This is a genomic window from Brucella sp. RRSP16 (assembly GCF_052246815.1).
GTDB lineage: Bacteria > Pseudomonadota > Alphaproteobacteria > Rhizobiales > Rhizobiaceae > Brucella > Brucella intermedia.
The window spans coordinates 1-19,915 of the sequence record NZ_JBQQAM010000005.1; the positions used below are offsets into that span (position 1 = coordinate 1).

Here is a 19,915-nt window from a genome sequence, read left to right on the forward strand (position 1 = left end):
AACTGGGCATGGTGTTCCAGAGCTTCAATCTGTGGTCGCACAAGACCATTCTGGAAAACATCATCGAAGCGCCGATCTATGTGCAGGGGCGTCCGCGCGCGGAATGCGTGGCGGAAGCAGAGGCGTTGCTGGCGAAGGTCGGCATTGCCGACAAGCGTGACTTCTATCCGGCGCACCTTTCGGGCGGACAGCAGCAGCGCGCGGCGATTGCGCGCGGACTGGCGATGAAGCCGAAGGTCATGCTGTTCGATGAGCCGACCTCAGCCCTTGATCCGGAACTGGTCGGTGAAGTGCTGCGCGTCATGCGCGGCCTTGCCGAAGAGGGCCGCACCATGCTGGTCGTGACCCATGAAATGGGCTTTGCCCGCGACGTCTCCAACCGCGTCGTGTTTTTCCATCAGGGCCTGGTGGAAGAAGACGGAAAGCCCGAAGACGTCTTCGCCAACTCAAAGTCGGAACGCTTCCGTAAATTTATCAGCCAATAAACCATCTCCTCGAGAGAGGCTGGCAAATGAAAGGCTCCGTCACAAAAGTTCCAGTAGCCTCAAAGCGACTTTGTTTTTGGGTGCAGTAGAGCTGCGAAGTCGCTTGCCTCAGCCCGGAATTATTATTATTTCAGATCGTCCTAGTTTCAATGAAAGCCGCGTGAACCTTGCCGGAACAGAATTCGAGAATGGAGACGAAGCCGGCAGTCATTCAAGTCAACGATTTATCCGTCGACTATGACGGTTCGCCTGCGCTGACATCCGTTAATGTCTCTGTCAGCGCCGGTCGTATAACTGCGATATGCGGCGCCAACGGTTCCGGCAAAAGCACATTGTTGCGTTGCATGGCCCGCCTGCAAAAAGCCTCGCAGGGCACCGTGCTTTTCGAGGGACGGAACATCAGCGGCATGCGCCGCAACCAACTTGCCAGAAAGGTCGCCGTACTGGGGCAGATGCCTGAAGTTCCGGCAGGCCTTACTGTCGAGGAACTCGTTGAAAATGGTCGCCATCCTCATCGGGGATTGCTCTCCCGTCTGGGGCTGGCGGACCGGGCCATCATCGCACAATCGATTACACAGGTCGGACTGGAAAATCTTCGGCACCGGCAGGTCGCTTCCTTGTCGGGCGGCGAACGGCAACGGGCCTGGGTTGCGCTTGCTCTTGCGCAGAACCCTTCCGTACTCTTCCTTGATGAGCCGACGAACTTTCTCGATATACGGCATCAGTCCGAGCTTCTTACTCTTCTGAAAAAGCTCAACCGAGAGCGTAACCTCACCATCATAGCCGTACTCCACGATCTCAATCAGGTAATTGAGCTGGCTGACGATGTCATTCTAATGCGCAAGGGGCGGCTTATGGCTTCCGGCGACCCGCAAAGCGTCCTGACGAGACAGCATCTCAAGGAAGCCTTTGAGTTCGACATGGACGTTATCGCCCACCCTGTGCTGCCGATCTCCTTCTGTCTGCCGCGCTGGATTGTCGATGATCAAAATCAGGCCGCGAGATGAGGTCACGGGACGCCGTCGCGGAAGCTGCCAAGCCCCGAACCCATGTGTTCGGCCTGTTTTTACTGGCGTCAGTGCTACTGCTGGGGCTGATTATCGCCGAACTCCTTGTCGGCAGTGGTAACGTCACGCTGTCCGACGTTTTGCAGGCGCCGTCGCGGCCCCAGTCGCTGGCGCAGATCATCATTGAAACCATCCGCCTGCCCCGGGCTCTTGCCGCTGTTCTTGTCGGTGCCGCCCTTGCAGCCGCGGGCGTGATCATGCAGACGGTGCTGCGCAACCCGTTGGCCGCACCCGACATACTGGCTGTCACCAGCGGTGCCCAACTGGCCCTCATTATTGCCAGTCTATTGCTTCCATTCGCTTTTCCGAGCTTTCTCGCAACGATCCTCGGCGGAGCCATCGGCGGAGGTCTCTGTCTTCTGGTGGGGGGCGGATTGCGTGCGCAGCCGGTTCGGCTTGCGCTTGCAGGGGTAGCAATCTCCCTCGCCTTCTCGGCTCTTTCATCAGCGATTGTGCTTATGGCTGACGATCGGGCATCGGGCATTCTTTTGTGGTCTTCCGGTCTTCTGGAGCAATCCGGCTGGACCAGGGTTGCTTCGCTGGCGCCAGCAATACTGGCCGGAATATTGCTGCTTGCCCTCCTGGGGCGACAATTCGATGTCATGGCGCTCGGTAATGACATGGCCTCGGGTCTCGGACTGGGGAAAGCGCCGGCCATCATCGGTTTGCTGGCTACGGTCGTCCTTTCCGGCGCAGCGGTTTCCATCGCGGGACCGATCGGCTTTATTGGCCTCGCCGTCCCGAATTTCCTGCGGGCAATTGGTTTTCACAAACACGGTCTTCTTTTGCCGGCAGCCGCGCTTTTGGGGGCAGTCGCACTTCTCGCTGCCGATGTTGCGGCACAGCTGTTGAGCAGCCATGGCACGATCATCCCTGCTGGAGTTTTCGCCGCCTGTTTCGCTGCCCCCGTCCTGATTCTGGTTCTTCGCAGGATCAAAGGAGAGGCGCGCACGCGCGCAAACGTCGTTTCGCAAAAGGTTCTGTTTCAGCGGAAAACAGTGCTCTATCCCATTCTCGTTGGATTGATAGTGGCGGCTTTCCTGCTCGGCCTGCTCTTCGGTGACGGAGTGGCCGGTTGGCAAACCGATTGGAATACCGTCTATGCCCTGCGCATGCCGCGCGTGTTGATCGCCATGGGGGCGGGAGCGTTGCTTGCATGCGCTGGCTTGCTGCTTCAACTCGGCACTCGCAATCCGCTTTCGGGTCCGGAAACCTTGGGCCTGTCGCAAGGGGCTGCGCTTGCCGGTCTTGCCGGACTTTTGATCGGGGTCGTGCCCGGCAGTCCGTTATTCGCGCTTCTCGCCTTGCTCGGCGCAGGTCTGGTCGTCCTGTGCATTTCGCTTCTTTCGATCCGGATGTCGCCCGAGCGCACCGCGCTGACCGGCATGGCGGTTGCCGCCAGTCTCGCGGCGGTCAGCACAATCATCGTCATTGAAGCCAAATTGCAGGTCGCCGAGGCGCTTTCCTGGCTGGCGGGGTCCACGCATGGCCGCAACTGGCAGGATGTCACAGCACTTGCTCCCTGGCTCGTCCTCATCCCCTTGATGATGACACTCGCAAGGTGGTTCGATATTCTGGCAATGGGGCGGGACGAAGCGGAATCCATCGGTCTCAACACAATGTCCGCCCGGATATGGACGATGCTTTTGGCCTCGCTCGCGGTGGCGGGTGCTGTGGCGACGGTTGGCGCAATAGGCTTCGTGGGATTGATCGCTCCGCATGCCGCGCGGTTGTGCAGCGGCGCCCGCTATCGCCAGCTCGTGCCTGTTACGGCGCTTATCGGAGCAATCCTCACCGCCTTCGCGGATATCTTTGGAAGAACCCTGATAGCGCCGCAGGAAATTCCCGCAGGAATTGTCACCGCGTTCATCGGAGCGCCGTTATTCATTCTGCTGATGCGCCGTCAATCGCGATAACTTCTGCTTGTATCCGGCCCGGAATGCCGGACCATTTCCCGCAAGAATGGTTTTGCGTAGAATAATGCTCATCGCGTTTGGGTCAGGCGGGGAGCACGCTTTCCACGCGGTCCAGCAGACGCAACATCGACCGTGTGGAACCGAAGGGCCAGATATCGGGACCTATTGCGTGCACCTGATTGCTCGCGACCATTGGCAGGACCGGCCAAAGGGCGCTTTCCGTCAGTTCCCGCGGAGGCTCATCGCCAAGAAGACAGAGATGCGTGTCGGCATCGAGCACGGCGAGATCTTCCAGCCCCAGCGTGGTGAAACCGAAGGACTGGCTGCCAAGATCGACAGCCGTGAAAAATCCGGCTTTTGACAGCGTCGTCATCGCGGCGGAATTGGATGTAAAGATGCGCAGACGGGCGACGCCCGGCAATGGCTGTGCAATGACAATCCTGGCTTCCTGTGGCAAGCGCTTCGCCCGCGCTGAGGAAAGACGCTCTTCAAAAGAGACCCATTCCTCACGTGCTTCCGGCTCTCGCCCCACCGCTTTGCCCGAAGCCAGAAGCCCGGCTTTGATGTTGTCGTAGAAGTCGGACTTTTCGGAACCTTCGTCGAGCAGCAAGGTTGGCGAAATTTCGGTCAGTCGAGCTGCAATGGCGCCATGGCGCAATGCGGATGTGACAATGAGATCGGGCTTGAGACGCATCAAGGCCTCAAGGCTCGGCTGCTGACGCCCGCCGACATCGACCGCACTGGAAAGCTTATCGTTCCCAATGTTCACCCACTGGCGATACCCAGCCAGATCGGCAACCCCGACAGGGACAATGCCGAGCGAAAGAAGAGTTTCAGTTGCCGCCCATTCCAGCGTTACAATTGTCGAGGACTCTGCGCGGGCAACAGATGTAAGGGCAGCCAAGGCCGCCCCTACAAGAATATCACGCCGCGAAAAAACTGTTACCATCGAACGCTCGTCGTCGCGACGATGGAACGACCCTGACCATAATAGCACTGGCTGGTGGAATTGCAGCCGGCCACATATTTCTTGTCGCCTAGATTGAAAGCATTGACCTGCAAACGATAGCTGCCGATGTCGTAACGCAGAAACGCATCCACCAGTGTATAGGACGGCACATAGAAGGTGTTGAGCGTGTCGCCCGCCGTCTTTCCGATGCGACGCACACCCCCACCGACGACAAGGTTGCCTTCGATATTGCCCGGCAACGGCATGTCGTAGCTCAGGAACACGGATTGCTGGTTCTTCGGCACGGTATAAGGCAATTTGCCGATCTGGTCAGGATTCTGGCTTTCGCTGACTTCGGGGTCCTGGAAGCTCAATGCAGCGGTGAGGTTCAGCCTGTCCCAGAGACGTGCAGTTCCTTCAAGCTCGATCCCGCGAACCCGCACTTCGTCAGTCTGATAATAAACGCCGGAGATGCGGTTCACGACATTCTGCTGCTCAGCCTCGAAAGCCGAAAGCGTGACGGTGTAATCCTCTCCCTCCGGTGCATATTTCACGCCCACTTCCTTCAAGGTGCCGGTAGTAGGTTTGAGCGGCGTATCGGCGAGTGTCAATGTCGGGAGGAACGAAGTCGAGTACAAGGCATATGGAACGAGGCCTGAATCGAACAGGTAAGCCACCCCCACGCGGCCTGTGAACTTGTCTGGATCCTGTTCGTAATCCGTCGTCTTCCCTGATGCGAGTGCGGTCTGTTCGGAACGGATGCTGACGAAATCCTTGCGGCCGCCCAGCGTGACACGCAGCTTGCCGGCTTCGATCTGGTCCTGAACATAAATGCCGGTCTGGTACTGCTTCTGCAAAAGCCGCGTTGTCGGCGACAGCTCGGCTAGAGGCTGGCCATAGGTCGGGTTGAAAAGATCCTGCGTGGGGCCGCTTGCCGAGGCAGTATAATTGTCGAGACGTTGCCATTGCTGATCGAAGCCCACAAGAAGCGTATGAGCCACCGGTCCCGTATCGAAACGCGACTCCAGTTGCGTATCGAAGGCAATCGCATCCAGTTCGGGCTGGGCCAGATAGTTGGTGCGGGGAATCGTATGCCCGTCCCAGCCCTTTGTCGGGATGACGCCGGTAAACAGATTGCGATAATCCGTCTTCATATGCGAGTAGCGAAAATTCTGGCGCAGAGTGAACGTGTCGTTGAAACGGTGCTCGAAATCGTAGCCCGCATAACCGATCTCTTTCTTGTAGATCGCATTGCGCGGATCTCCATCGGAAAACTCGCGTGAGATCGTCTGTCCAGTCGGGTTTGGCAACACGCTGCCATAGGCCGGGATTATGACGCCGGCCTGTCCCATATCGTCCTTCAGATAGCCGCCGGAAACCACGAGGCTGGTATCGGCATCCGGCCGCCAGGCGAAACTGGGATTGATCGCAATACGATCATTCTTGCCCAGATCATAGGATGTGTTGCTATCGCGGAAAATTCCGTTCAGACGATAGGTGAAGCGCGGGTCGTTGTTGATAGGCCCTGTAATATCGGCACCGAATTCCTTACGTTCAAAGCTTCCGCCGCGCAGATAAATCTCGCGCGAAGCTTCGGCCTGCGGCTGCTTGCTGACCATATTGACGATGCCGCCCACATTGCTCTGACCGAACAGGGCGGAACTCGGGCCGCGCAGGATTTCCACGCTTTCCAGAGAATAAGGTTCGACGACGAAGCCGGAATAGCCGCCAGATTGGCTGGCAATCTGGGGAATGCGCAGGCCATCCAGATAAAGATCGGCTGGAAAGCCGCGCACCGTAAAATAGTCCGAACGAACATCGGCACCATAACGCTGTGCGTTCACATTGGCGCTATAGAGCATCGCTTCGCTGACCGACTGCACCGCGCGGTCGTTCATGTTGTCACGGGTCACAACCGAAATAGACTGGGGAACTTCCCGGATCGGCACGTCACTTTTGGTTGCGGCACGGCTATGCTCGGCAATATAACCTTCCACAGGAGCACGCGGGCCTTTCCCATCCGACGTCTGTATCTCGATCGTGTCGAGCTTGAGGATTCCGGTCTCCTGCGCTGCGGATGGCGATGCGATTGCGATGGAAGCCGCACCACCCAAAATTACGGTTTCCAGCAGAGACTTGACGCTCGTCCTGCGTGGGTTCTTTGTGCCCTGTTTGCGCGCAGCACCACTCGTATTCAATTCGACTCTCCTTGCCGCCGGCCAGCCGACGGCACTTTCTCCCGCTGGCTGATCATGGCTGCGGGCTATGCGATGATTTTGGCGTTGCGCAAACTCGAATTTCAGAATAATTCTAATTTGTGCGTATCAATGAACGCGTTACGCAGCTGAATATATTTCAGCAACCTTGATGGAGTCAGGCCAAACTCCGTTGCAATTGGGTCAAAATTCTGCAATTTCCGTTAAATATGACAATTTCAGTCAATTTGGGCCAAACGGAAATCTGCATGCGACCGAAACACGCCATCGACTATCAGAATTTACCGCGGCCTCTGGCTGTCATGCGGCGTGAATATAAAACCGGCATGAATTTTGGCTGGCATAGTCATCAGCGCGGTCAATTGCTCTACGGGAATACCGGTTACATGACGGCGCTGACCGAAGAGGGCGCGTTCATGCTTCCAAGCGGTTATGCGGTGTTATTGAGACCAGATCTGCCGCATGCGGTGGAAACGTTCGGCGAAACGGAAATGTATTCGGTCTATGTTGAAGAGAACATTTCACGCGACTTATGGGAGGAGACGCGGGTCCTCAAAGTTTCCGCCTTGCTCGACGCCAGCATACAGGCGCTTGCCAAGGAGCCCCTGCTTTATGACGAAAACGGACGTGGGAGGCATCTTTCCGCTCTCATTCTGGACGAAATCCGCTGCGCGGGCAGGCAGCCTTTGACGGTACCGCTTCCGACAGAAAAACAGCTCCGAAAGCTGTGCCGGAATCTTCTTGGAAATCCGGGTCTGGACCTTACCATTGATGACTGGGCTGAAGAGGTGGGCATGAGCCGCCGGACGATGACGCGCAAGTTTCGCCAGGAAACTGGGATGAGCTTTATTGAATGGCGTCAGCGCCTGCGTGCTTCCCATGTCATGCGTCGTCAGGCCGAAGGTGTTCCATTGGCCATGGCGAGCGTGGAAGCGGGCTATCAAAGCGTTTCAACCCTGCGCAAAGTGATGAAAAGCCTCAATCTGGTATAATGAGTTTTAGTGGGCCTCTCGTAAAATCGCAGCGAAACGCTTCAGCTTGGCATTTTTCAGCGGGCAAGATCACGCAATGTGGCAGTCATTGTGTCGTTCGCCTTTCCTGTTGGTCCTGATAGATCGAATTATGGCGCTCGATTGCGAGTACCATACTTCTTTACAGTCAAGACCATGTGCGACGCTCGTTACAATCTCAAACACAAACCTCAATAAATCGACGCATCAAAGCCCAACTCAGACACAGTTGCAAAATTTCAGCATAATCAGACGACAAATCGAATTGCACGCTGAATATCGAAAAAGTCATTAGCTCTGAAAAGCAGTGTGCGGGGGGCCGGATGTTCGATCCCCGGATACCAACTGCCTCGATAGGCTTCGATTGGGTTTGTGTATTCCACAATGAGCTCGAACGTGTTTGCGAGTTTTGGAGGGCATTTGGACAGGTCGCGCGATAACGACCGCTCAACGCCGTCACGAATTGCTTTAACGGCAGCCTGCGGTGACAAAGAGGAGGTTGCGGGGCCATGTCCTTCGCTGGTGGCGACCGTGCGAATACCAGACACGAATTCATGCGCTTCGCTACACATTCCCGAATCCCCCGAAAGAAACGTCGAAGGTACGCCATAGCGTGCCGCACAGAGGGCGTTCAGCGTGAATTCAGAAGCAACTTCGCCGTTGATCAGCATTCGCGAAACAGTGCCAGTCAACGTGTGAGCTAGCGGATTGGTATCGGTGCCCGCCTTGTTGTGATAACCGGTGTACAGCGCCGCACTGAAACTGCGGTCAATACCAAACATCATGGCGTCGGGGTGCCCGCTCCAGCCCCGGACGATGCGAACATAGTCGGGAAGTTTCGAGAGGATCAGATTACGCGCAGTTGAGTGCGCATCTTTTACCACGATCTCCTTCGCACCTGCTGCCCGTGCACCCTCGCAGGCGGCGACCAGTTCGTCTGTCATGTATTCGCGAAACTCTTCGTAGTCAGCATGCCCTTTTCGCGCCTCGTCCCAGTTGGTGATGCCAGCCGTACCCTCGATATCCGCGCTTATGAATATTTTCATGACTTCGCTCCTTATCCGCATACGTGCGCCCGAAGGTGCGTTAATATTCTGAGACTAACTTGGCCGGCCGCGAGCCCTCTTTCAGGCGGCCTTTCCGGCTTCCCGACGTTCCAGAAACATCGGTCCGACCCGAATACCTGTTCGCCCAGCCTCGTCAGTTGCGCCCAGTTCCAGTATCTCTTCTTCATAAAGCAATCCGCGCATGCGGAACCGGTTGCCGTCGACAGGCTCGCAAGTGTGGGTGCAGAAATACTCGATGAGGCATTTGAGTTGGCCGTGGCTATAAGTCAGGTATGTGATGTTAAAGTCTGGCCCGTATCTGCCCAGATGAGAGGCTATTTCCGTTGGAACTTGCTCTGTAGGAAGGCTATCGGCTTTCAGCCACTCCTGACCTTTCCAATCGAGTTTGCCGGCTTCGGGAAACGAGACATCCATATGAGGATAATCCGCTCCACGACCGTAGATGCGACCGTCAATGACAAAATGGTTCTTGGACTTCGGACGAATTTGCAGAGGCACACCCTCTCCCATGAGATAGAGTTTGCCTGCCTTTTCCTTTACCTCGATAACTTCACCACTTTCAACCTGACGATAAAGGCCTGGAAGGGTGGCAAACTGCTCGTCAGTTATAGCGGGCGGCACCTGGACGCCGTGCGGGCGCTTGCCCATACCATTTTCCGACAATGCAATACGCAAACCATCGCCAGCCAGGCGCGAGGCAATCTGATTGGCAAAATCCAGTGTGGCAAAGATAAGAACGCCAAATCCAGCACGGGGGAGCAAGGTCATCTGGGATGCATAACCATAAACCGCTCCGCCATGTCCAACTGAAGTCCAGCCATCCATGTCGCCAACACCAAAACACAGTCCATAGCCGTTCTGGGTTCGGTCGTGGCCGGTTGGTCGCCTTCCAATCGGCGTCCACATCTCCCGCAACGAAGCAGGGCTGATAACGGAATGACCATTGGGCGTAAAACCACCGCGCAGAAGACATCTCGCGTAGCTTGCCATGTCATGGTTAGTTGAGAAAATGTTTCCAGCAGGAGAACCACCGAGGCTGAAGACCGGCGCGGGGCTATCCCCGTCTAGAGTCCACATCTCAGCAGGCGCGAGACGTTCTCGAATACCGTCTGCCATACCCGAGGAGGTGTCATACATACCGAGAGGCTTGAGGATATTGTCAGTTATATAGTCTGCATAGCTCTTGCGTGTTACCTTCTCGATAACCAGTCCAACTACCGCAATTCCGGCGTTGGAATAATGCATGGTTCCAGCGCTGGGGTCCTGTTTGAGTGTTGAAGTTGCAAGCTCGGCCACTGTATCTGCAAGCGGAGGGCGATGGGCGTCAAGATAATGGCCGCTTTTGGGTTCCCGGACGATACCGGCGGTATGACTCATCAACTTGCGAAGGCTGATACGGGAGCCGAAAGGCCCACTTTCACGACCGACGAACGGATTGATAGGCTGAAAACCTGGAAGATATTCAGAAACATCCACGTCGAGGTCTAAAAGGCCCTTCTCGACCAATTGCATAATCGCGACCGAAGTGAAGGTTTTGGTAATCGAACCGATACGGAAACATGTTCGAGCATTCATCTCGAAATGTCGATCTGGATGCTGAATATGTCCTTCCGCCAGCAATCCGTCCCGATCAACAAGTGCATAGGAAATTGAAGGTATGGTCTTGTCTTCCACCTCATGGCGGATAAGGCTTTCGAAGAGTTCAATTGATTGATTTGAAAGCTTGGACACAACAATACTCCCGAGGTTCAGCTTGAGTGGCGAGGATCAAGAACATCTCGCAGCGCGTCGCCGACAAGGTTCCATGACAAAACAAAGAGAAAGATTGCAGCGCCGGGAAAGACCAGCGTGTACCAGTATTGGAAAGGGTTTCCCGGCTGACCCACGATCCAGTTTCGCGAATAGGCGATGAATTGCCCCCAGTCTGCATAGCCTTCCTCAGTGCCGACACCAAGGAAACTGAGCGCTGAAGCCGAAAGTACCATTGACCCCGTCGCCATGGTGGCCAGAACAAGGACAGGAAAAAAGGCGTTGGGCAGAATGTGCAACGCAATAAGACGAAGATCTCCGGCTCCATAGCTTCGGGCGGCATGGACATAATCCATCTCACGAATACGCAGGATTTCGCTGCGGATGACGCGGGCGTAACCCATCCAGCCAAAAGTTGTCAGCGCGATCGTAATCGGACCGATGCCCTTTCCAAGAAGGGCGGTCAGGACCATGGCTGCAATCAGGAATGGAACAGCCATGAATACGTCGACAATGCGCATCAGAATCTCATCGACTGTACCGCCATAATAGGCGGCGACAGAACCGATCAATGTTCCGATTAACACGGAAATGGCGACCACACCGAGGCCGATCTTGAAGGCCGTACGGGTGCCCCATATGACTGCATAATAGATGTCATACTGACCTTCCGTGGTCCCGAAGATCGCTTCTGCGGAGGGCGGTTGCGGTGTCGCCAGAAAGCCGGCTCGCGGCGTGTCATAGACCGACATCTGGAATTCCTGCGGCGGCGCCAGTACCGGCGCGAATATTGCCACCAGCACAAAGGCCAGCAAAATCAGGACTCCAATGAGCGAGACAGGATTACGCAGCAGATATCGCAGCAATTTCATCGTGTCTTCACCCTTGGATCGAGTAACGGATAAATCAGGTCAACGATCAGGTTCATTAGTACAAGCACGATCGCGAAATAGAGGCTGAAGCCGAGAATTGCCGGAAAATCCAGATTGGCGGCAGACTTGGCGGCGAACTGACCAAGCCCGGCATAATCGAAGATGGTTTCCGTGATAACGACGCCGCCCATCATCGTCGCCAGCTCCATGCCAGCAATTGTGGTAACGGGTAGAAGCGCATTGCGGCGGGCATGGCGCAGTTCCACAACGCGTTTAGGCATACCCTTGGCTCGTGCAGTACGCACATAATCCTGACGGAGGGTCTCCAGCATCGAGGTTCGCATCACACGGGTCATGCTGGCGAGATTGACATAGGTCAACGTAATGACAGGGGCTGCAAGGTGGCGAAGGGAATCCCAGAATATCTGAAGATTGCCATTGAGGATCGCATCAATGGTATTGGCGCCGGTATATCTGGTGAAATCCGGGGACATGACAGTCGCTTGCGCCCATTGGCTGAGCCTTCCCGGCGGAAACCAGTCAAGCGCGGAATAAAAAATCAGCAGCATCAACAGTCCAAAGACGTAGACAGGAAACGACCACCCCAGAATGGTGAATATACGGATAAGGTGATCCGGCCATTTGTTGAGATAAATGCCCGCACGCGAGCCCAGATAGATCGCAAGCAGAAAACTTGGAATGAAGGCCAGTAGAACCAGCTCCAGTGTTGCAGGCAAGAGAGACGTCAGCGCATGGGATACAGGTTGACGTGCAGTCTCGGACCAACCGAGATTGCCGGTCATGATATTACCGATCCATCTGCCGTATTGAACGTGGAAGGGATCGTTAAGCCCGTATTGTTCGATCATGCGCCGGATGCTCTCCTGTCCCCCTTTGAGAAAGTCAGGCGAAGGAGCGTAAGCCGCCAGCCGTTGTGTTGGCGATAGCGACATCTGCAGCGCGAAGAGCATCAATGACAAGGCAAAAAGGACGACGGGAAGCGTCAGCAACCGCCTCAAAGCGTAATTCAGCACACCAGAATCCGTTTCGCTTGGAGTTGGGGAAAAGAGCCGGGCGATCGTATCGCCCGGCACGTTTCAGCAAGGCTCAGTCAGCCTTGGTCACCGGGTAAAAATCCCAGGCACCGTAGAGGATCATGTTATGTACGTAACCGTCGATATTACTCCGGGTAACGATGTAGCCGAAATCTTCCCAGAGGAACTGGGTGGTTGCGTAGTCGTGAGACATCGTCTGCAGTTTTGCATAGATTGGTTCGCGAACGGCAGGGTCAGAGGAAGCCCAAGCCTCGTCCAGCAAGGGTTTGAATTTTTCGGCCATCAGCCCCCGATAACCATCGCCGAGCATGCCGCCAACGAGACCTGTGGGTGAAAGATAGTAAGTTGCTGCACCGAGCGGACCGCCTGGATCGGAATAGTCTGGGCCCCAGCCCATATAGGTCAGCGGAGACGCCGGCTTTTCGCGATTATTGAGCTTGTCCGAAATCGATGCCCAAGGCAGCGACTGGATCTTCATCTTGAACTTGGGATTGATGCGCTGCAAACCCTGCTGCAGTGCAGACAATGCGGCTGTACCCTGCGGCGTGCCTTCCTGTACATAGGCCGTGAAGGTAAAGCCTGTTTCCCAGAGCTTGCCGCCGAAAGCCTTCTTGAAATGTTCTGCGGCCTTCTTCGGATCGTAGCTATAGATAGGAGAATCGTCACGATAGCCCATGATGCCGCGCACGGTCGGGCCACGCGACTGAACGGTCTTGTTCAGAAGAACCTGTTTGATAAGCGCATCATAGTTCTGTGCGTAGTTGAAACCTTTGCGCACATCAATGTCGGCGAAGAAATCCGGCGGAATACCGTTTCCGTCAAGCTTGCCGCTGCCGAGCGCGGGGTTGTCGGCGTCATCCAAAGGCCACGCAAAATAAAGTCCGCGACTGAAAACCTTAGGTAGTCCGTCAACAACCTTGACACCCTCGGTCTTGCTTAGTTCATCGAGAAATTCGACCGGAGCCGTAACAAAATCGGCGTCCCCTGAGAGGAGCTGCAGGCGCCGTGTCGTCCATTCCGGCACCGTGCGCATGACCACGCGCTCGAGCTTTGCTGGTCCCATGAAGTAATTATCGAACCGCTTGAGAGTGATGCGGCGATCAGTACGATCCCATTCTTCGAGCATGAAAGGCCCGGTACCGTTTTCCTGGGCAAACAACGGATCGTCGCCAAGCTCGGGACGATAATATTTTATCCACGTATCACCATTGCCATCCCACCCGCCGACCGAAGCAACCCATTCCTTGTCAACAATGGAAGCACCGAAAGGGAGAGCCAGAACACCGAGCGTAGCCGGGAAAGATTTCGGAAGTTTCAGGACGACATTGTCCCCTTCGACGGTAATTTGTGATGCAAGCTGGTCATAGACCTTGCGGAGGGCTTGAGGATCGGCGTCTTTGATATCCTTGACATTTGCCTCGGTCTCGACCCATTTCGTGACATCCGGATATTTTCCGGCCGTTACCACCTCGGTGATGGCGTTCGACATCCATGATTGACCCATGAGAATAGCCCGCAACAGCGAGTATCGCACGTCTTCAGGTGTGATCTGGCCATATCCAGGTTCGATCTTCGCCTTCTGGTCACCCGCCAAACCGTCGTAGTTTTGCCAGGTTATCTTACCGTCGCTACCCTTAATCCCTACTTTGTGAGCGTGAACGTCCTTGCGGATGGGAAACGTATAGCTGATCGATCCGTCACTGCCCTGTTTTATAAGTCCGTTTTCCAGCGTCGGCACCTCGCTGGAAAGGGAGGGCACAAATTCCGAAATCTGTGAACCGTTGTAATTGAGAAGGCGACTATAGACGTTCAGTACGCCGTAGGAACTGGGTGTATTCGCGATATAGGCCGGGTCGAAGGACTGAATATCGTCAGTCCACAGAAAGACAAATGTTCCTGGATTCTTGGTCTGCGCGACAGCAGGCGCCACCGCCAGGCCAAGGCCACAGGAAAGGGCCAGAGCCAAAGCACGTTTCATGGATATGTTCCCCTATTTGGTCTTGCAGTCTTCTTTTAAATTTAAGCTAGGAGCACACTTGCATCAGTGTCCAATGCGTAGTTAGAATGAATTATGCAAATAACGCATGAGGTCGTTATGGAGCTAGCTTGGCTCGAGGACTTCCTGGAAATTGTTGCGACGCGGAATTTCTCCACGGCTGCTGCATCGCGAAATATTTCGCAGCCAGCGTTCAGTCGGCGCATCAGGTCGCTGGAGTCATGGGTTGGTGCAGATCTTCTTGATCGAAGTACCTATCCGGTGCATTTGACAAGTGCTGGTAACATGTTCGTACCGCGCTGTCAGGAACTCGTTAGAGACATGTACCGTCTTCGCACCGATTGCCACAATGTTGCGGGCGCCAATTCGCAGCTTCTTACATTCGCCGCCCTGCACACACTGGCGATCTACTTCTTCCCGAACTGGATCAGCGGTTCCGGATTTCCGAGTTCCCCTGTTCGCTGCAGTATGCACACGGGTGATTTTCTCGAATGTATTGAACACCTGTCTTCTGGAAAATGTAACTTCGCGATTACTTATGACCACCCTGATGGGCCACCCGTTCTCGAAGCGGGGCCGTTCGAATCTTTGCAGATTGGAAAAGATCGTCTCATCCTCGTCTCGGGAACTGATGCAGCAGGCAAACCTCTTTACGATCTGGACACGGTTGAGGGCGAAAGAATTCCTTACCTTTCCTATTCATGGAATGACGGCTATCTGGGAAAGCTCATTTCTCTCATCCAGTCGCGCTGGCGACGTCCGCTCAACCTCAGCACCGTGTATCAATCCTCGCTTGCGGAGGGCCTCAAACAAATGGCTATCGCCGGTCAAGGGATCGCGTGGTTGCCCCAGATATGTGTGCAGAAATCGATCAGCCAGAACGAATTGACTCAAATCGGCGGCCAGCAAATGTCCTTGGAGATAGAAATTCGAATCTTCCGGCGCGCTGGCGCGAAAGACCGGGATGCAGAGGCATTCTGGAAATATCTCGCAGAAAACCAAAGCCGCCCGCGCAGCCTTATCGATCCCGCACTTAAGCTGCGCTGAGAGTGTCCATGCGAAAACAGAGAGGGTAATGCAAAGTTTGCATAACCTTTTTCAGAAGCACTCTCGGCCGGATTTTTTGATTGAATAGTCATGGTTGGTCTCTTCCCGCCAGCTGTTTGTCCCCGCGGGAAGCCATTTGTTACGAAGACGGTATGTTGACACGAGCTTTGGACAAAGCATTAGATGTTCCCAAAAAGCGGGCCAATCGCAAGGGGAACCAGTTTGACCAGGATATCGACAAGTAGTTTAGCCCTTCCCGACAACATCATCCTGTCTGTTGAAAATCTCGAAGTGTGTTTCGCCCCGAACGCTGCAAAGCCCGTGCGCGCCGTGCGCAAAGTATCGTTTCAGATCGGGCATGGAGAAACCCTAGCGCTGGTGGGAGAATCCGGCTCGGGGAAATCCGTGACGGCGATGACGGTAATGCGCCTGACTGAATTTGATGGTGCGAGGATTACTGATGGCCAAATCCTGATGCGGCTGAAGGACGGTTCGATTGCAGATCTGGTAAAACTTTCCGAAAGGCGTGTCGAGGGGCTGCGCGGCTTTGAACTCTCAATCGTTTTTCAGGATCCTATGTCTAGCCTGAACCCCGTCTTCACCGTCGGGGATCAGATTGCGGAAGCCGTTATCAGGCATCAGAAAAAAACGCCAAATGATGCAAGGCAGATAGCGCTAAATGTTCTAAAACTTGTCCGTGTGCCCGATGCCGAGCGGCGGCTGGACCAATATCCGCATCAACTTTCTGGCGGTATGCGCCAACGGGTGATGATCGCGATGGCTCTGGCATGTCGGCCGTCGTTGATGATCCTCGACGAGCCCACGACGGCGCTGGACGTTACTATCCAGGCTCAAATACTGGATCTGGTGCGAGCGCTGCAACGGGAAATCGGTATGGCAGTTCTGTTCATCACCCACGACATGGGCGTTGTTGCAGAAATCGCGGATCGCGTGTGTGTGATGCTCAAGGGGGAGATAGTTGAGACCGGACCTGTCGACGAGATATTCAACAACCCGCGGCATCGGTATACACAAGCATTGATCTCGGCTGTCCCGCGGCTTGGCAGCATGGCAGATAAGGACGGACCTGAAAAATTTCCTCTCCTTGTTTACGAGCCAGATGTGGTTCTGACGGAGGTGGCGCAATGAATGATGCTGCCATGCAAAATATTGCTAAAGCTCCTCTTGTTGAAGTTCGTAACCTCATTACACGCTTTGAGCTCAAGGGCGGCCTTTTGGGACGTACTACCGGCCGTGTCCATGCGGTCGAGAGTGTTTCCTTTGATATCTTCCCCGGCGAAACCTTGGCGCTGGTGGGCGAATCCGGTTGCGGCAAGTCCACGGTGGCACGGAGCATCATGCAACTGGACAAACCGCAGTCCGGTTCGATCCGGTATGATGGAACCGAACTCATCGGCGCATCCAGAGCGGCGCTCACACGATTTCGTCGCGAAGCACAGATGGTATTTCAGGATCCCTTCTCATCGCTCAACCCGCGCATGACTATAGAACAGGCCTTGATTGATCCGATGCGTGTCCATCGGGCAGGACGAACAAAACAACTGCGGGAACGGGCTGTTGATCTGCTCGCCAGGGTCAACCTCCCGGCTGACCACCTTGACCGCTACCCGCACGCCTTTTCCGGTGGTCAGCGCCAGCGTATCTGTATTGCTCGCGCACTGGCGCTCAATCCGCGCCTGATCATCGCGGACGAAGCCGTTGCTTCACTTGACGTGACAATTCAGGCGCAAGTCATCAATCTGCTGATGGACCTTCAACGGGATATCGGTATCGCAATCTTGTTTATCAGCCATGATATGGCTGTCGTCGAACGCATCGCACATCGTGTTGCAGTCATGTATCTGGGCGAGATCGTGGAAATCGGAGATCGCCGCTCGGTCTTTAACAATCCTCAGCACCCGTATACCAAGAAGCTGCTTTCGACCGTTCCTGTTGCCGACCCCGCACGGCGTCCAATCGGCCGCGAACCTATGTCGGATGAAATTCCGAGTGCCGTAAGGGCGCCGGATTTTGTGCCAATTCATCTACCAATGAACCAGATCAGTCCAACGCATTACGTGCGCCAATCTTAAGTGCAAGCTTGGCGGCGCTGCTACCCTCAGCCTGCCAAGCGGGCTGTACTCCGCCGGCTGTTTCATAAGGTTGCCAATCAACGCAATGTAAGACTTGCAGCGCCAGCCGATATCAGGCGCGACTTCCCACAGTGGGAACGCCAATCGTCATGCTTCATATTGAACCCTTATCGAGCGCGAAGAGTTTTTCCTCAGGGATTGAACTCCCTCATTCATGCTCGAACGGCTCGCGGATACTCTGTAATTTAACGGGGTCCGCTGAGCCTGAGAACAGAATGCTTAAGGCTAACCATCCACTGCTGTTTCTAACATATCTTTCTTGGAGATAGGCCGTCTCTTAGTTAGTAGATTCATATCAGGTTTGAATAACACCATACCCATTTGGGATTTTACATTTGTACCCACCTACCGCATGCTTTCACTAAAAATGGGGAAATGAGAGTTGCGACCAGTGATTAGCGATACTTGGCTACGTAAATCGGAGCACAGGGCAGCTGTATTCAACGCCATGTGCTCTCAAGGAGATGCAAGGGTTGCTCCAATTTGTGGCCATCGATCTATCTTCGGTCGGCGACGTCGCGCCTTCAATTGCAAATGAAGTAAATTTGACGCAGGAGAATTGCATAAACTCAAATATTATTAGATATTATGATTATTTTTTCCAATATATTTAAGTCTACATTGGAAATGAACCACAAAGCCTGAAAAACAAAACACAACCGAATATTCGGATTGAATGTATAAAAGGGGATAGAATGCTTACAAGAGCTAGATTGCTAGTGGCCACCGGATTGGTCAATTTGACTTTGATGTCACCAGCACTCGCTGATCAGATACTACGTTTGGCGAATTCTGACGATCCTCGGACCATAGACGTCCAGATGACGACGAATGACTATACAATTCCGCTGAATGTATATGACCGGCTGGTGGAAGCAGAAACGGTAGCTCCTGGGCAGTCGAAAATCGTTCCATCGCTTGCGGAAAGCTGGGAAGTCTCTGAAGACGGAAAAACCTACACTTTGCATTTGCGCAAAGGCGTTATGTTCCATAACGGCGAGGAACTGACAGCCGACGATGTCGTGTTCACCTATGACCGCATGCTGAATCCTGCAACCAAAGCGTTGAACACCGATATCCTGGACTTCGTTGAAGGGGCGAAAGAACGGCTTGATGGCTCAGCGCAGTCCGTCTCAGGTTTGCAGGCTGTTGATAAATATACGGTCAAGATTGTTCTGGTCCAACCTTATTCGGCTTTCATTGCACTGCTCGCCAGTCCACAGGCATCAATCTATAATCGCAAATTTACCGAGCCACTCGGTGACAAATATGGTCTGTCGCCTGAGACTGTTAACGGTACCGGCCCGTTCATTTTGAAAGAGTATAATCTGAACGACAGCCAGATGATGGAAGCCAATGAGAATTATTTCAAAGGCCGTTCCAAGTTGGATGGCGTTCTCATCCGTGTTGTTCCCGACGCGGAAACCATGCGTATGTTGTTCGAATCTGGCGAGATAGACGTTTTCGATACGGACTCAGCTATCACGCAAGTTCCATATTTTATGAAGAACGAAAAATGGAAGGACCAGATTCGAAAGGGTCCGATTGCCGGCTTGGATTATTACCACATCAACCAGAAGATTAAGCCCTTTGACGATGTGCGGGTGAGAAAAGCTTTCCAGATGGGTATTAACCGTCAGGAAATACTAGACAAGATGTTCTATGGTGAAGGACAGCTCGAGAATGGTGTTCTTCCAAGCGGTCTCACCTGTTACAAGCCGGCCACGCCGATTGAATATAACCCCAAAAAGGCCAAGGAACTGCTGGCCGAAGCAGGTTATCCAGACGGGGTGGACATTGCCTTTTCTCAAGTGAGCAGCTGGTCGTCAAAGTGGGTTGACCTGAATCAGCTCGTTCAGGCGCAATTGAAAGAAGCCGGTTTTAACACTGAAATCAAAGTCGTTGATGAATCGGCCTATTTCGCCATGCGTAAAGGCGGCACCATCAACAATTATTCCCAGGTCTGGTCTGCCGATTTCAATGATCCGGATAACTTCTTCTACACCTTCTTTAGCAAGACCGGCACTTCGGTGCGTGGTTTCAACAACGAAGATCAGGAAGTTTTCGACGGCATCGAAAAAGCCCGGAGCATGACCAACCCCGACGAGCGCTGCGAACTGTATGCAAAGCTCGCCGAGCGTATTGTCCAGACGGATGCTGCGTGGGTTCCAATGTATAGTCTCAACCATCTGTTTGTCGTACAGCCGCGGGTGAAGAATTTTGTGGTCCCATGGAACGGATGGACAAGCATGAGCTACTATAAGATGGAAGTTGAAGACTAATCATACTGGCCGAGGAGTCATGCCTACTCCTCGGTCATACTTCCATTCTTA

Annotated in this window: 13 protein-coding genes and 1 pseudogene; 7 read left to right on the top strand and 7 right to left on the bottom strand. The window is 54.2% G+C overall.

Features of this window, described 5'->3' with window-relative positions:
• The 3 genes from ACS5UA_RS09255 to ACS5UA_RS09265 all read left to right on the top strand — a co-directional run.
• Window positions 1-485 (top strand): ATP-binding cassette domain-containing protein (locus tag ACS5UA_RS09255; protein WP_443101274.1); only part of this gene is annotated, 485 nt, incomplete at its 5' end.
• A gap of 188 nt (window positions 486-673) precedes the next feature.
• Window positions 674-1,492, top strand: a complete 819-nt coding sequence (locus ACS5UA_RS09260; protein WP_112701748.1) for an ABC transporter ATP-binding protein — start codon at window positions 674-676, stop codon at window positions 1,490-1,492.
• Window positions 1,489-3,468, top strand: a complete 1,980-nt coding sequence (locus ACS5UA_RS09265) for an iron ABC transporter permease (protein ID WP_273772854.1) — start codon at window positions 1,489-1,491, stop codon at window positions 3,466-3,468. The genes ACS5UA_RS09260 and ACS5UA_RS09265 overlap by 4 nt, the downstream gene beginning before the upstream one ends.
• A gap of 82 nt (window positions 3,469-3,550) precedes the next feature.
• On the opposite strand, the gene ACS5UA_RS09270 is transcribed toward ACS5UA_RS09265, so the two are convergent.
• Both ACS5UA_RS09270 and ACS5UA_RS09275 read right to left on the bottom strand, forming a co-directional pair.
• The gene (locus ACS5UA_RS09270; protein WP_241084684.1) at window positions 3,551-4,417 is read right to left on the bottom strand and encodes an iron-siderophore ABC transporter substrate-binding protein; all 867 of its coding nucleotides are present in this window, start codon (window positions 4,415-4,417) and stop codon (window positions 3,551-3,553) included.
• A complete protein-coding gene (locus tag ACS5UA_RS09275) occupies window positions 4,411-6,615 on the bottom strand; it encodes a TonB-dependent siderophore receptor (protein ID WP_112701751.1) in 2,205 nt (734 codons plus the stop codon). Before ACS5UA_RS09275 ends, ACS5UA_RS09270 begins: the two co-directional genes overlap by 7 nt.
• Window positions 6,616-6,881: 266 nt before the next feature.
• Between ACS5UA_RS09275 and ACS5UA_RS09280 the strand changes: the two genes are divergently transcribed.
• On the top strand, window positions 6,882-7,625 hold the full coding sequence (locus tag ACS5UA_RS09280) for an AraC family transcriptional regulator (RefSeq protein ID WP_021588346.1): 744 nt from the start codon (window positions 6,882-6,884) through the stop codon (window positions 7,623-7,625).
• A gap of 266 nt (window positions 7,626-7,891) precedes the next feature.
• On the opposite strand, the gene ACS5UA_RS09285 is transcribed toward ACS5UA_RS09280, so the two are convergent.
• The 5 genes from ACS5UA_RS09285 to ACS5UA_RS09305 form a co-directional block, all read right to left on the bottom strand.
• Window positions 7,892-8,689 carry a M55 family metallopeptidase gene (locus tag ACS5UA_RS09285; protein ID WP_443101275.1) on the bottom strand — a complete coding sequence of 266 codons (798 nt, stop codon included), beginning with the start codon at window positions 8,687-8,689 and terminating at the stop codon, window positions 7,892-7,894.
• A gap of 81 nt (window positions 8,690-8,770) precedes the next feature.
• A complete protein-coding gene (locus ACS5UA_RS09290; protein ID WP_112701752.1) occupies window positions 8,771-10,441 on the bottom strand; it encodes a serine hydrolase domain-containing protein in 1,671 nt (556 codons plus the stop codon).
• Between the two features lie 17 nt (window positions 10,442-10,458).
• Window positions 10,459-11,331, bottom strand: coding sequence for an ABC transporter permease (locus ACS5UA_RS09295; RefSeq protein ID WP_021588343.1), 873 nt, complete (start codon window positions 11,329-11,331; stop codon window positions 10,459-10,461).
• Complete coding sequence (locus ACS5UA_RS09300) at window positions 11,328-12,200, bottom strand: ABC transporter permease (RefSeq protein WP_006470751.1); 873 nt, start codon at window positions 12,198-12,200, stop codon at window positions 11,328-11,330. The genes ACS5UA_RS09295 and ACS5UA_RS09300 overlap by 4 nt, the downstream gene beginning before the upstream one ends.
• A gap of 238 nt (window positions 12,201-12,438) precedes the next feature.
• Window positions 12,439-14,364, bottom strand: a complete 1,926-nt coding sequence (locus ACS5UA_RS09305; protein WP_025091901.1) for an ABC transporter substrate-binding protein — start codon at window positions 14,362-14,364, stop codon at window positions 12,439-12,441.
• 117 nt (window positions 14,365-14,481) lie between these two features.
• On the opposite strand from ACS5UA_RS09305, the gene ACS5UA_RS09310 reads away from it, so the two are divergent.
• From ACS5UA_RS09310 to ACS5UA_RS09320, 3 genes and pseudogenes are all read left to right on the top strand, one after another.
• Window positions 14,482-15,429 (top strand): LysR substrate-binding domain-containing protein, encoded by a 948-nt coding sequence (locus ACS5UA_RS09310; RefSeq protein WP_025091900.1) that lies wholly within the window; start codon window positions 14,482-14,484, stop codon window positions 15,427-15,429.
• Between the two features lie 183 nt (window positions 15,430-15,612).
• A pseudogene (locus ACS5UA_RS09315) lies at window positions 15,613-17,522 on the top strand (ABC transporter ATP-binding protein).
• 881 nt (window positions 17,523-18,403) lie between these two features.
• A complete protein-coding gene (locus ACS5UA_RS09320; protein ID WP_235694458.1) occupies window positions 18,404-19,864 on the top strand; it encodes an ABC transporter substrate-binding protein in 1,461 nt (486 codons plus the stop codon).
• The last annotated feature ends 51 nt before the right edge of the window (window positions 19,865-19,915 follow it).